The organism is Nonomuraea sp. NPDC002799, assembly GCF_053592075.1.
Genome location: NZ_JBSFVA010000014.1, coordinates 225,287 through 238,779, shown reverse-complemented (window position 1 = coordinate 238,779; position 13,493 = coordinate 225,287). Strand labels below are relative to the sequence as shown.

Sequence of the window (13,493 nt, the reverse complement as noted above, 5' to 3'; positions counted from 1 at the left end):
CTCGGCGGGGGGGCCGGCGCGACCGTCGCCGGCTCCCCCGCCGAACGCCTGCTCCGGGTGTGGGGTGAGATCAGCCCGCGGCAGCGAGGACGGCGGTCCGTTCGCCGTCCGGCAGGCGCGGGCCGTAGGGGTCGCGGGCGTGCGACTCGGGCACGCGACCCTCGGCGGCGGCCAGCCACAACATGCGCTGCACGTAACCGTCCATGGGCTCGGTGAACGTGGCCAGCGCCAGCCGGTCGAGCCGCCCGGACGCCTCCTCGAAGGCCCGGAGATCGTGTCCCCTGAACGCCTCCAGGACGGCGGCCGTCACCCCCACCCGAGCCGCCGCGATCCCGACCAGCGCCGCCTCGGCCCCCCACAGCAGGGACGGGCCGAACATGCGGTCCTCACCGGTGATCGCCAGCCTGCCCGCCTCCCTCGTGAGCCGGATGGCGTGCTGGCAGCCCATCGCGTCCGACAGCAGGGCCGTCTTGAGCCCGGCGACACCCGGATGCGCCAGCAGCTCGCGCATCGTCTCGGCCGGGCACGGCCGCGTGTACAGGTCGAAGGCGATCATCGGCAGGCGGGCGGCCCGCCACACCTCCTCGTGCAGCGCCACCCGGTCACCCGCCGACGGGAACACCAGGATGCCTTCGGCGCCCAGCTCGGCCGCCACCCTGGCCTGCTCGGCCGGCTCCTCATCCGCCACCCCTGCGCCGGAGCCGCCCACCCCGACCAGTACCGGGACGTTCAGGGCGACGGCGCGTTCGATGACGGCCGCGCGGACGTCCGGGGCGAGGAACGGACCGCGGCCCGTATGTGCCAGAACGGCCAGGCCGGTGGCCCCGTCGGCCACCAGCCCGGCGAAGTAGCGCCCGACCACGTCCAGGTCGACCTCACCTGACCCGGTCATCGGGGTGGCCGCGGCGGCGATCAACGCGCCCCGGAGCCGATCCCGGAGATTTTGTGCCGAAATATCCACCCGAGAGAGCTTATTTCAGCCCGGTCATCGCGATGCTGTTGACCAGGTACCGCTGAAGCAGGAAGAACACCAGCAAGCACGGCACCACGGACACCGCCGTCGAGGCCATGAGCACGGAGAGCTGCATCTCCTCCGTCCGCAGCGTGGTCAGCCCCACGGTCAGCGTACGGGTGGCGTCGCTCTGCCCGACGACCAGCGGCCACAGGAAGTCGTTCCAGTGCCACAGGAACACGAACACCCCGAGCGTCGCCATGATCGGCTTGGTCAGCGGCAACACGATCGTCCAGTAGACCCGCCACTCGGACGCCCCGTCCACCTTCGCCGCGTCGAACAACTCGTCCGGCAGCCCCATGATGAACTGCCGCATCAGGAAGACGGCCTGCGAGTTGGCCAGCGTCGGCACGATGAGCCCCCAGAACGTGTCCACCCCGTCGAGGCTGTTGACCATCACGAACGTCGGGATGAGCGTGGCCTGGAACGGCACCATCATGGTCGCCAGGAACGTCCAGAACATCGCCTCCTTGCCGGGGAAACGTTTCTTGGCGAAGGCGTATCCGGCCATGGACGAGGTGATCAGGATGATCACCACGGAGACCAGGGCGTACACCACCGAGTTGAGCGTCCAGGTGACGAACCCGGACGACGACAACACCTGCGTGATGTTGTCCAGCGTGAGCGAGTCCGGCCACCGCGCCGGCACGGTCGGCTGACCGGCCGGCGACAGCGCCACGATGAACATCGCCACGAACGGGCTGACGGTGAGCAGGGAGAGCAGCGCGAGCAGGGCCGCCAGCGGCCATCTCGCCCGCCGGCGGCGACGGCGGGCCGCGCGGGCCGCCGCCGCGACCTCGGCGACGGGCCGGGACGCGGTGATCGTCATGTGTTCCCCCGATCCAGGAAGCGGCGCTGGATCAGAGAGACGACCAGCACGATCGCGAACAGCACCATGCCCAGCGTGGCGGCGTAGCCGAAGTCGAAGGACCTGAAGCCGTGGTCGTAGATGCCGTAGATGAGGGTGTAGGTGGCCCGGGCAGGGCCGCCGCCCGTCATCACGTACACCGTGTCGAAGGTCTGGAACGCGCCGATCGTCTCGATCACCACGACGAAGAAGATGGTGGGCTTGAGCAGGGGCAGCGTGATCCTGCGGAAGCGCTGCCACGCGCTCGCCCCGTCCACGGTGGCCGCCTCCAGGTAGGAGGACGGGATCGACTTCAGCCCGGCCAGCAGGATGAGCATCGAGTAGCCGAACCCCTTCCACACCGACACCACGGCCAGCGCGGGGAGGACCACCGAGGACTGCTCCAGGAATGCCACCGGGCCGAGGTCCGCCTTGGCCAGCAGGCCGTTGAGCAGCCCGTCGAACTCGTAGATCCAGCGCCAGATGATGCCCGCCAGCACGAAGCTGGTGACGTACGGGAGGAAGAGCATGCCGCGGAACAGCCCGCGCAGGAAGACCACCTGGTTGAGCAGTAACGCCGTGCCCAGTGCCACCAGCAGGGTGAGTGGCACGTAGATCACCACGTACACGAGCGTGACCCGCAGGCTCAGCCAGAAGTTCACGTCGTCGAGCAGCCGGGCGTAGTTGTCCGCACCGACGAAGTCCCACTCGCCGCCGATGTTCCAGTTCGTCAGGCTCATGCCCGCCGCACCCAGCGACGGGAAGATCCGGAAGATCAGGAAAAGCACCAGGACGGGCAGCACGAACAACAATCCGGTGACGGGATCGCGCAAACGTTTAAGCACCAGGTGGCTCCTTAATCGCTCAGCCGCCGCTGGCGAGCAGCTGGTCGGCCTCCTTGGCGGCCGCGTCGAGCGCGGTCTTGGCGTCCTCCTTGCCGAGCAGCGCCGCCTGGATGTGCGGAACGAGGAGGGCCATCACCTGACGGGCCTTCGGATGGGTGTCGCCGGGGAAGGCGTACTGCAAGGACTTGGCGAACTCCTTGGTGATCTCCGACTGCTCGGGCACGGTCACGTCCGTGCGCGCGGGGAAGAAACCGGACTCCTTGGCCAGCGCGGAGGTGACCTCGGGCGAGGCCAGGAAGGTGGCGAACTTCTTGGCGGCGTCCTTGGCCTCGGTGTGCTTGGCCAGCACCAGCGCGCCGGGGATGCCGAACGCGACCCGCTTCGTGCCTTCGATCGGCGAGCCGATGCCGACGTTCTCGGCGCCGATGGCGGCGCCGAGCTGGACGGCCGCGCCGGCGGTGGCCGAGTGGTACACGGCGGTCTTGCCGGCGGCCAGCGTGCCGCCCTCGATGTCGTTGGACTTGCTGGCGGTGTTCTCCGGCAGTCCGCCGGCGGCCTGCAGGTCGAGCAGGAACTGCAGGCTCTCCACGCCCGCCGGGCCGTTGAAGGCGACCGTCTTGCCGTCGGGGGCGAAGACGGTGCCGCCGTTGGCCCACAGGAACGGGTAGAAGCTCTGGTTGAGGCTGACCTCGGGCTTGCCCGGGTAGTCGAGCACCGCGATCTTGTTGGCGGCCAGCTTGGGCGCGGCCTCCTTGAACTCGGCCATCGTCGCGGGCGCCTTCGTCACGCCGGCGTCGGCGAGCAACTTCTTGTTGTAGATGGGCGCGGTGATCGTCTGGTAGATCGGGAGACCGTAGATCTTGCCGTCCACGGTGAGGGCGGCGAGCGAGTTCGGCAGGTAGGAGGCCTTGGCCGGGGCGACGAGGTCGTCGACGGCCTCGATCGTGCCCTGCTGGGCGTACTGCGGGATCTGGTCGGGTCCGAGCACGACCAGGTCGAAGCCCTTCTTCGAGACCAGCGCGGTGGTGATCTTCTCCTGGCGGCCCTCCCAGGGCTGCTGGTCGATCTTGACGTCGACCGTGGGGTTCTTGGCCTCGAAGTCCTTCTCGACCTTGCCCCAGAACGCCTGGTTCTTGGCCGCGTCCCCGATCACGGGGTACATCCACAGCGTCACGGTGCTCTTGTCCGAGCCGCCGCCGGATCCGCACCCGGCGGCCGTGAGACTCAGGGCGGCCGCAAGGCCGACTGCCACTGCCTTCTTCATCGGCGGCTTCCTTTCGAAGTAATACCGGTCCTGACCGAAACCTAGTGAGCGCCTCTTGGCCAGGTCAATGCCTGATACATGAACGTAACTACGGTCGAGCCCGGAATCGCCTCACCTCCTGAGCGACCAGGTCGGCGTGCTCGGTGGTGTAGTTCTCGTTCCAGTCGATGACGAGCAGGGTGCGGTCCACCAGCAGCTCGGCCTGCGGGCAGGAACGGGGGCGATAGCCGTCCAGGGGGTAGCGCGAGGTGCCGTAGACGGGCGCGTCCCACAGCGGCGCCCGGTTCAGCGGCTCGGCCAGATAGCCGGCCCGCGCGGGGATCCCGGACTCCGCCAGGTGCGCGGCCAGCTCGGGGGCGTCTCCGTCCGGGCACACGATCGGGAAGAGCCACCAGGCGTGGCCGTCCGGGCGCGGCAGCCGTACCCCTGACAGGCCCTTGAGGGCGTCGAGCAGCCGCGTGGCGGTGCGGCGGCGCGCGGCGACCACGCCGGGCAGCTTGGCGAGCTGGGCGCGGGCCACGGCGGCCTGGAGCTCGGTCATGCGGTAGTTGAGCCCGAAACCGGCGTGCGAGCGCCCGGCCGCGCGGTCCCAGCCCTTGTCCGAGAACAGCCGCATCCGGCGCGCCAGCTCGTCGTCGTCGGTGATCGTCACGCCGCCGTCGCCGCAGGTGATGTGCTTCCACTGCTGCAGGCTGAGGCAGCCGACCTCGCCCGTCGTGCCCGCGAGCCGGCCGTCCGGCAGCTCGGTCAGCCACGCCTGCGCGCAGTCCTCGATCAGGGTCAGGCCGTGCTCGTCGGCCAGCGCGCGCAGCTCGTCCACCCGGGCGGGGGCGCCGAACAGGTGGACCGCCATGATCGCCCGGGTCCGGGGGCCGATGAGCCGGGCCACGGCGTCCGGATCGAGATTGCCGTCGGACGGATCGACGTCGGCGAAGACAGGGACGGCGTTCTGCGCCAAGATGGGGGCCACGGTCCCGAAGTCGGTGATCGGTGTCGTGATGATCTCGTCGCCCGGATCCGGTGCCGCCGCCACGACCGACAGATGGAGGGCCGCGGTGCCGGAGCTGCAGGCGATGGCGTGGCGGGTGCCGTACACCCGGGCGATCTCGGCCTCCAGCGCCCGCGTCTCGGTCCCCCAGACGGAGTTGAGCATGCCCGAGCGGATCACCCGCTCGGCCGCGGCGACCTCCTCGTCGCCGAGGGTGCGGCCGTCGGCTTCGGCCATGGATGGGAACTTCACCGGAACACCTCACAAGGTATGATTGCGGTCTTGACCGAAATGAGCGAGAGGGGACGTGGGTGGGAATCGTCATCGGGGTCGTCGGCCCGCACGATCTGGTCGACGACGTCGCCGCCGTCTGCGAGGAGCAGCCGGGCGTCAGCGCGCTCCGCCTCGACTACGACCACGAGTCGCAGGCGCCCGCGATCGTCGAGGCGCACGCCGCCGCCGTCGAAGGCTGGCTGTTCACGGGCATCGTCCCCTACATGCTCTCCCGCGACGCCGACGCCCTCACCCGTCCCGCCGCGTTCGTCGACTACTCGGGCGCGACGCTGCTCAACGCCCTCGTCCGCCTCCAGCACCAGGGCGAGGACATCACCCGGCTGTCGATCGACACCCTGCCCGCCGCCGACGTGACCGCCACGTTCGCCGAGGCCGGACTGCCGTCCGGCGAGCTGCGCACGCTTCCGTACCGGCCGGAGATGACCTCCAAGAGGGCGATCGCCTTCCACCGCAAGGGGCCGGCGCACGCGGTGATCACCTGCCTCAGCTCCGTGCACGAGGCCCTCCGCGACGAGCTGCACGTGCTGCGCCTGGCGCCCTCCGTGCACTCCGTACGGGTGGCGCTGCGCCAGCTCCTGCTCACCGCCGAGGGACAGGCCCAGGAGGACGCCCAGATCGCGCTCGGGCTCATCGAGGTGGCCAACGAGGAGGGGCTGCTGCGCGAGGCGACCGCGCTCGGCGGCACGGTGGCGGCCTTCCGGGGCGGCACCCACCTGCTCGTGACGACCCGCGGCCCGCTCCACGACGCCACGGGCGGCTTCACGGGCCTGCCCATGCTGGCCCGGCTGGCCGCCGTCAACGACGTGGTACGCGTCGGTTTCGGCCTGGGCCGTAGCGCGGCGGAGGCGGAGAGCCTGGCCCGCCGCGCCCTGGCCAGAGCCCGGCGCATCGGCGACGTCGCCGCGGTCCTGTCGCTGCGCGCCGACACCGACATCGTGCTGGAGTCGGTCACCTCCGGGCCCGCGGGCAGCCAGAACCTGTCGGTCATCGCGCGGCGGGTCGGGCTGTCGGTGCCCACGCTGGAGAAGCTCCTGGAGGCGCGGGCCGCGGCCGGCGACGAGCCCCTGACGACCCGGGAGATCGCCGACCGTCTCGCCGTCCAGCAGCGCACGGCCCGCCGCATGCTGCACCGGCTGGAGCTGGCGGGGCTGGCCGAGCGCATGGGCAACCTCACCAGCGGCTCCAGCGGCCGGCCCCTGACCCTCTACCGCCTCACGCTCTGACCTCCCGCCGGGAGCACGGCGCCCGGCGGCGTGGGCACCTGTGCTCACGACAACCAGCGGTCGAGGCCGTCCGCGACGAAGTCGTCGTCCCTGAGCCACGGGTAGGCGGCCCAGATCCGGTCGATCTCCCCCAGCTGCCCGGGCGACAACTCCTCGCCGGCGTCCAGGCACCACCGTCCCGCCAGCAGCCCCTGCCGCCGCAGCACCTCGTGGATGCCCGGGATGCACCCGTGGAACCCGTTCGCCGAGTCGAAGATGGCCGCGTTGGCGTCGGTGAGGTGACCGTCGAGGGTGAGCAGCCGCCGCACCGCCGCGTCGTCCCCCGCCCGCGCCAGCTTGGCCTCGTCCAGCAGCTCCACGGCCCGCCGCACCCACACCGCCCACTGGCCGAGCAGGCCGCCGACGAACTCGACCTCGACCTCGCGCCCGTCCACCACCACCCGGTGCCCGGTGATGAGGTCGGCCAGGATGTGGTCGTCGTTGCCGGTGTAGAGCGCCACCTCACCGGCCCGGCCGGCGCGGACGACGCCGTGCAGGACGTCCAGCGTGCGGTAGCGGTCGAAGGGGGCGACCTTGATGCCGACGACGGAGTCGATCCCCGCCAACCGTGTCCAGAAATTTCTGGACAAGGGGCGGCCACCCACCGCCGTCTGCAGGTAGAAGCCGATCACCGGCAGCACCTCGCCCACGGCCCTGGCCCGCTCGATGAGCGCGTTCTCGTCCAGCTCGGGGTGCGGGCTGAGCAGCACCATGTGATACCCCAGCGACCTGGCCAGCTCCGCCTCCGCCACCGCCTGGGCGGTGGGGCCGGTCGCCCCGGCGACCAGCAGCACCTCGCGCTCGAACTCCGCGGCCGTGCGCGCCGCCAGCTCCAGCACCGGCGCCAGCAGCGGGGTGCCGTGGATGGCGAACTGCGTCGTGTGCACGCCCACCGCCAGCCCGCCCGCACCCGCCTCGACGTAGTAGCGGGTCAGCGCCCGCTGGCGGCGCTCGTCCAGTCGCCTGTCCTCGGTGAGCGCGAGCGGGTGCGCCGGGATCACCAGTCCGCGTCTGAACAGGTCGCGCATGGACGTCTGCGCCTCTGGAGCCGTGCTGAGCACGTGAGGTCCCCCTTTGATGGTTGGAATGGCACACGGTGGAACGGCCCGCGCCGCACGAGGGCGCGGCCTGGAGCCGGGAGCGCCGGGACGGTCAGAATCGCCCGTCGCGGCGCTCGAACTTGGTGGGCTTGCCGAGCAGCGGGCCGCCGTCCCGTACCCACCGCGCCGTGTGCTCGATGAGCTCGGCGGGGGTCAGCTCGGGGTAGCCGAACAGCCGATGGCAGTGCCCGGCGTTCGACAGCAGCGCGGTCGGCGCCTCCTCGCCGGTGAAGACCGGATCCTTGCCCAGCTCGGCGCCGAGGGCGATGGCGGCCTGACGGACCGAGATCAGCTCGGGGCCGGTCACGTTCAGGACGGCCGGCGGCGCGGCGGCCAGCGCCAGCGACCGCAGCGTGACCTCGTTGGCGTAGCCCTGCCAGACCACGTTCACCTGGCCCGTGCCCAGATCGATGGGCTCGCCGGCCAGCACCTTCTGCGCCAGGTCGACGAGCACGCCGTAGCGCAGCTCGACGGCGTAGTTGAGGCGGAGCAGCGACATCGGCGTGCCGTGGGTCTCGGAGAAGTGCGTCAGCACCCGCTCGCGGCCCAGGCAGCTCATCGCGTAGTCGCCGACCGGGCCGACCGGGGAGTCCTCGGTGCTGCCGCCGGAGGTGACGGGGACGAGCGGGTAGACGTTCCCGGTGGACAGGGCGGCGATCCTGCTGTCCTTGTACCGCTCGGCCACCCGCCCCGGCAGGTAGGTGTTGGTGAACCAGGTGGCGTGCTCGTGTCCCTGCGTGCCGAACTTGGCTCCGACCAGGAAGACCACGTTCGGCGCGTCAGGCAGCTCGCGCAGCGCGCGGTCGTCGGCCACGTCGGCCGGCGCCACCGTCACGCCCTCCTCGGCCAGCGCCCTCGCCAGGCCCGGCTCGGAGAAGCGCGACACGGCGATGACCTGCCGGCCGCTCCCGCCGGCCCTGGTGGCGTTGAGCGCCAGCCGCACCAGGCTGGGCCCCAGCTTGCCGCCGGCGCCCAGGATCAGGATGTCACCGTCGAGCCTGCTCAGGTCGTCGATGAGCGCGTCGCTCGGCCGCGCCAGCCGCTCGTCGAGTTCCGTTGTCGTCCGCACGCGCGTACTCCTCCATCTGCCAGTTACGGTCCAGACCGTAACTGGGACAGACGGAGGCTGTCAACGGGGCGCCCCTGTCAGGCGCTCTCGCGGGCGGAGACGAGCACGCCGAGGATGGCCCTGGTCTGCTCCCACGGCACCGGGCTGGGCGCGCCGCGCACCATGGACAGGAACGCGTCGATGGTCCCCTCGTAGCCGAGCGCCGTGACCGGATCGCCGCCGCTCTCGATCACGACGGTCTCGGAGCCGTCGCGCCGGTGCAGGGTGACGCTGTAGGACTCGCCCTCGGAGACCCCGAGGATCTCGACCGTGCCGGTGACGCCGCTCCCCCACCGCAGGGCCAGCACCCCGGTGTCCTCCGAGCGCAGGCCCTGGTAGTGCCGCTTGGCGCCGGCCGCCCCCACCAGCCGCACGTCCGGCCCCAGCAGGGCGACGAGCAGCTCCACGCCGTGGATGCCCATGGTCACCAGGGTTCCGCCGCCCTCGTCCGGCGTGTCCTGCCAGGCGTTGTACCCGCCGGCCCACAGGCCCACGTCATGCCGTACGGTCGCCCGCACGGCCAGCACCTCCGCCGGATCGGCCCGGAGCCCGGCGAAGGCGGGCGCGAACCGCAACACCGAGCTGGACAGCACCCGCTCGTGGATCGGCAGCCGGTCGAGCGCGTCGAGCTGGGCCCTGGTGGCGACGGCCGGTTTGTTCACGAAACAGGGCACGCCGGTCTCCAGCACCTGGGCCAGCGCCTCGGGCACCCGTGGCGTCGGCACGGTCAGCACCACGCCGTCGGGCCCGGCGGCCAGCGCCTCGCCGAGGCTGCCGGCCACCTTCGCGGCCGGGTGCTCCCCGGTGAAGCGCCGCAGCCGCTCGGGATCCGGCTCCCACACCACGAGCTCGGCCTGGCGGCTCAGGGTGTGGGCGTCGGTGTACGGATGGCTGGTGGCGAGCCCGGCCAGAGCGATGAGCACGATCGTCTCCCCTTACGTACGGAAATGGAGACCATCATGGCAGCCCTAAAGTTCGTCGACCTCCGCGAAGGACCGCCCGCCCGAGAGCTTGGCGTACCCGGGCCCCCGGTCGAAGAACCGGCCGGCGGGCGGCCGCAGGTTGGCGCGGAGCTCGGCCGTGGCCCGCTCGTCGATGCGGTCACCGTCGAGGACCACGCCGTAGTCGCCGAGCGCGCCCGCGATCGACACCTTCCCGTCGCGCACGTCGGCGGCCACCGAGCGGGGGTCGCGGTCGTAGGGCGATCCCCAGCCGCCGCCCCCGGTCGTCCTGATCCGGACCATCTCCCCGGCCTGCACCGGATGGTCGTCGACGAGGCCCTCCATCTCCTTGCCCGCGACCTCGCCCCGGAACGGCCGCCCGGCCAGGCCGCCGTTGACGCCCCAGCAGGACAGGATCGAGCGGTCGGCGATGGACATGTACGAGGCGTCCCTGAGCATCCTGATGTGCTTGTCGTAGCCCAGCCCGCCCCGGTACATCCCCGGCCCGCCCGAGTCGCAGGCCAGCGCCAGGCGCTCCACCCGGAACGGCCAGCGCGCCTCGGCGAACTCCACCGGGATGTTGCGCGAGTCGGGCACCACGTGGATGGTGTCCTCGCCGTCGGCGTACCAGCGCCCGCCCGAGCCGCCGCCGAGCACCTCGCGCATCAGGTAGGGCGCTCCGTCGCCGTCCGTGCCGTAGACGCCGGTGTAGCGGATGGTCTCCTGGTCGGCGGGCATGCGGCCGCCCGTGGCCTTGGCCAGGACGCCAGCCAGGACGCCGAGCAGCCGCAGGATGACGAACGTGCGGGCGTTCGTGGGGGCCGGGAAGACCGGGGTGAGCAGCGTGCCCTTGTTCGGGAAGATCATCTTGATCAGGGGGACGACCCCCTCGTTGACGTCCAGCTCCGCCATCCGCTCCGGCGTCTCGGCCAGGTTGCGCAGCACCGGAGCCAGCCACTTCTTCAGGAACACCCCGTCGGCGTAGTCGCCCGCGTGGTTGATCGGGCCCTTGGCCTGCGGTGAGGTGCCGGTGAAGTCGATGGTGAGCGGCGCCTCGTCGGCGTGGTCGACGGTGAGCGTGATGCGCTGGGCGTGCAGGCGGGGCTCGTCCACGCCGTCGTGCTCGGCGTAGTCCTCCCACGTGTACGTGCCCTCGGGGATCTTGCCCAGCAGCTCCCTGCGGAAGGTCTCCGTGGTCTTGCCGATGATCGCGTCGAAGCACTCCTCGACGGCCTGCTTGCCGTACCGGCCGAACAGCTCGCCCAGCCGCCGTGCCCCCATCAGGCAGGCCGAGCACTCGGCGTCCAGGTCGCCGGCCAGCGAGTCGGGCATGCGGGAGTTGCGGGTCATGATGCGCAGCGCGGCCTCGTTCGGCACGCCCTGGTCCCACAGCTTGATCGGCGGCACCATCAGGCCCTCTTCGAAGACCGACCGGGCGTGCGAGGGCATGGAGCCCGGCACCGAGCCGCCGATGTCGTCGTGGTGGCCGAACGCCTGGACGAACGCCACCACCTCCTCCTCGTGGAAGACCGGCACGGTGACGCACAGGTCGGGCAGGTGGCCGATGCCGCCTTCTGACAGGTAGACGTCGTTGTGGAAGTAGACGTCGCCGGGCTTCATCGTCTCGACGGGGAAGTCGCGCACGACCGGCTGGACGAGCGCGCTGTAGGAGCGGCCGGTGAGCTTGCGCAGCCGCACGTCGTGGATGCCCGCGCGGAAGTCGTGCGCGTCGCGGATCATCGGCGAGCGGGCCGTGCGCGCGATGGCCGTCTCGACCTCCCGCTCCACGGAGGCCAGCGTGCCCTCGACGATCTCCACCAGGATTGGATCAGTCACGCCTTATCTCCACATTTCCGTACGTGTCCACCTTGGCGGTGAAACCGGGGTGGACGGGAATCGTCGAGCCGTACTCCTCGATCACCGCGGGGCCCTGGACCTGGGCACCCGGGCCGAGCGCGGCCCGCTGGTGGATCGGGGTGTCGCGGGTCTCGTCGAAGTGCACGGCTCGGACGGACGTGGCGCCCGCGCCGGGTTTGTCCAGAGGGCGGAGGGTCGGGCGGGTGATGGGGCCGATGCCGGAGACGCGCAGGTTGACCCACTCGACGCCGTGGCGGGGGTCGTCGCGGTAGGCGTAGCCGTACGTCTTCTCGTGGGCGTCGTGGAAACGGTCGAGCACGTCCTCCCGCCACTGCTCGCCGATCTCCCCGGCGGGAGCGGGCACGCGCACCTCATACGCCTGGCCGTAGTACCGCAGGTCGGCGCTGCGCAGGTAGACCGGGTCGTCGAAGCCCTCCCGGTCCAGCGCCTCGCCCGCCTGATGCTCCAGGTCGCGGAAGATCTCGGCGGCCTTGCCGAGCGAGAGGTCACGGGTGACGTACGTGCGCACGTAGTCGTTCTTGACGTCCACCGTGAGCAGCCCGAACGCCGAGACGTTGCCGGGGTCGCGGGGCACGACGACGGCCGGCAGGCCGAGGATGTCGATCAGCCGGCAGGCCAGCAGCGGCCCCGACCCGCCGAAGGTGACCAGCGGGAAGTCCCGGACGTCGAGCCCGCGCTTGACGGTGAGCTGCCTGATCGCGTTGCTCTGGTTGAACGCGCTGATCTCCAGGATGCCGGTCGCGGTGCGCTCGGCCGTCAGGCCGAGCTTGTCGGCCAGCGCCTTGACGCCGGTGGCCGCGGCGCCGGCGTCCAGCGGGATCTCACCCCCGAGCAGGTGCGGCGGGATCCGGCCGAGGAACACGTGCGCGTCCGTCACCGTCACCTCCGTGCCGCCCTTGCCGTAGCAGAGCGGACCGGGATCGGCGCCGGCCGACCTGGGCCCGACCTTGAGCGTGCCCTCCGGCGAGATCCAGGCGATCGAGCCGCCGCCCGCGCCCACCGTGACGATGTCGATCATCGGGATCTTGCACGGATAACGGCCGACCGACCCCTCCGTGGTGACGGACGGCTCGCCGTCGATCACCACGGCCACGTCGGTCGAGGTGCCGCCGCCGTCCAGGGTGATCACCGATTCGTGCCCCGCCGTGGCCGCGATCATGGCCGCGCCGAGGGCGCCGGCCGCTGGGCCGGACAGGACGGTGGTGATCGGCTGGTTGACGACCTCGCGGGCCGACAGCGCGCCGCCGTTGGACTTCATGACGGAGAACGGCATGCCGAGGCGGTTGGACAGGTTCGCCAGGTAGCCGCGCATGGCGGGCTTCACGGCGGCGTCCACCAGGGTGGTGATCGAGCGCTCGTACTCGCGGTATTCGCGCAGCACGTCGCTCGACAACGAGATCACCGCCTCGGGGTGCTCACGCCACAACACCTCGCGCATCCGGCGCTCGTGCTCCGGGTTGGCGTAGGCGTGCAGGAAGCAGACCCCGATCGCGGTGACGCCCTTCGACCGGAACCAGCGCGCCGCCTCCACGGCCTGCTCCTCCGAGAACGGCCGCACCTCCTCGCCCAGGTGGTTCAGCCGCCCGCCGACGGTCTTGACCAGGTGCACCGGAACGATCCTGGGCGGTTTGACCCAGAAGTAGGAGTTGCCATAGCCGTCGGGCACGCTCTGCCTGGCGATCTCCAGGATGAACTCGAAGCCCTCGGTCGTGATGAAACCGAGGTTGGAGATGCGGTCTTCGAGCAGGTGGTTCGTGGCGACCGTGGTGCCGTGCACGATCGAGCCGACGTCCAGCTCGCCCAGTTTCTCGATGCCCGCGACGAACCCGTCCGCGGGGTTCGCGGGGGTCGAGGGGGTCTTGGTGGTGCGGATCTCACCGGACTCTTCGTCCACCGCCACCACGTCGGTGAACGTGCCCCCGGTGTCCACTCCGATACGGACGCTACGCATGGC

Annotated in this window: 11 protein-coding genes; 1 reads left to right on the top strand and 10 read right to left on the bottom strand. The window is 71.2% G+C overall.

Annotated features, from left to right (window positions below):
• Positions 1-70: 70 nt before the first annotated feature.
• The 5 genes from ACWD0F_RS25880 to ACWD0F_RS25860 form a co-directional block, all read right to left on the bottom strand.
• Entirely contained in the window at positions 71-961 is an 891-nt protein-coding gene (locus ACWD0F_RS25880; RefSeq protein WP_449879584.1) for a dihydrodipicolinate synthase family protein, read from the bottom strand.
• 10 nt (positions 962-971) lie between these two features.
• Positions 972-1,841, bottom strand: a complete 870-nt coding sequence (locus ACWD0F_RS25875; RefSeq protein ID WP_449879582.1) for a carbohydrate ABC transporter permease — start codon at positions 1,839-1,841, stop codon at positions 972-974.
• Entirely contained in the window at positions 1,838-2,704 is an 867-nt protein-coding gene (locus ACWD0F_RS25870) for a carbohydrate ABC transporter permease (protein ID WP_449879579.1), read from the bottom strand. The genes ACWD0F_RS25875 and ACWD0F_RS25870 overlap by 4 nt, the downstream gene beginning before the upstream one ends.
• Before the next feature lie 19 nt (positions 2,705-2,723).
• On the bottom strand, positions 2,724-3,968 hold the full coding sequence (locus tag ACWD0F_RS25865; RefSeq protein ID WP_449879577.1) for an extracellular solute-binding protein: 1,245 nt from the start codon (positions 3,966-3,968) through the stop codon (positions 2,724-2,726).
• An 88-nt stretch (positions 3,969-4,056) separates the two neighbouring features.
• Complete coding sequence (locus ACWD0F_RS25860) at positions 4,057-5,208, bottom strand: DegT/DnrJ/EryC1/StrS family aminotransferase (RefSeq protein WP_449879576.1); 1,152 nt, start codon at positions 5,206-5,208, stop codon at positions 4,057-4,059.
• 59 nt (positions 5,209-5,267) lie between these two features.
• Between ACWD0F_RS25860 and ACWD0F_RS25855 the strand changes: the two genes are divergently transcribed.
• Positions 5,268-6,473 carry a hypothetical protein gene (locus ACWD0F_RS25855; RefSeq protein WP_449879575.1) on the top strand — a complete coding sequence of 402 codons (1,206 nt, stop codon included), beginning with the start codon at positions 5,268-5,270 and terminating at the stop codon, positions 6,471-6,473.
• Between the two features lie 44 nt (positions 6,474-6,517).
• On the opposite strand, the gene ACWD0F_RS25850 is transcribed toward ACWD0F_RS25855, so the two are convergent.
• The 5 genes from ACWD0F_RS25850 to ACWD0F_RS25830 all read right to left on the bottom strand — a co-directional run bounded on the left by ACWD0F_RS25850 (position 6,518) and on the right by ACWD0F_RS25830 (position 13,490).
• Positions 6,518-7,573 (bottom strand): dihydrodipicolinate synthase family protein, encoded by a 1,056-nt coding sequence (locus ACWD0F_RS25850; RefSeq protein ID WP_449879573.1) that lies wholly within the window; start codon positions 7,571-7,573, stop codon positions 6,518-6,520.
• A 91-nt stretch (positions 7,574-7,664) separates the two neighbouring features.
• On the bottom strand, positions 7,665-8,681 hold the full coding sequence (locus ACWD0F_RS25845; RefSeq protein ID WP_449879571.1) for an NAD-dependent epimerase/dehydratase family protein: 1,017 nt from the start codon (positions 8,679-8,681) through the stop codon (positions 7,665-7,667).
• 77 nt (positions 8,682-8,758) lie between these two features.
• On the bottom strand, positions 8,759-9,643 hold the full coding sequence (locus tag ACWD0F_RS25840; protein ID WP_449879569.1) for a Gfo/Idh/MocA family protein: 885 nt from the start codon (positions 9,641-9,643) through the stop codon (positions 8,759-8,761).
• A gap of 45 nt (positions 9,644-9,688) precedes the next feature.
• Positions 9,689-11,497: a hydantoinase B/oxoprolinase family protein gene (locus ACWD0F_RS25835; RefSeq protein ID WP_449879567.1), complete on the bottom strand. Its 1,809-nt coding sequence runs from the start codon at positions 11,495-11,497 to the stop codon at positions 9,689-9,691.
• Positions 11,490-13,490: a hydantoinase/oxoprolinase family protein gene (locus ACWD0F_RS25830; protein ID WP_449879566.1), complete on the bottom strand. Its 2,001-nt coding sequence runs from the start codon at positions 13,488-13,490 to the stop codon at positions 11,490-11,492. Before ACWD0F_RS25830 ends, ACWD0F_RS25835 begins: the two co-directional genes overlap by 8 nt.
• Between the last annotated feature and the right edge of the window lie 3 nt (positions 13,491-13,493).

Bases quoted from the DNA above. Each gene is read 5' to 3' on its own strand.
- ACWD0F_RS25875 (WP_449879582.1), bottom strand. From the start codon at position 1,841: ATGACGATCACCGCGTCCCGGCCCGTCGCCGAGGTCGCGGCGGCGGCC.
- ACWD0F_RS25865 (WP_449879577.1), bottom strand. From the start codon at position 3,968: ATGAAGAAGGCAGTGGCAGTCGGCCTTGCGGCCGCCCTGAGTCTCACG.
- ACWD0F_RS25830 (WP_449879566.1), bottom strand. From the start codon at position 13,490: ATGCGTAGCGTCCGTATCGGAGTGGACACCGGGGGCACGTTCACCGAC.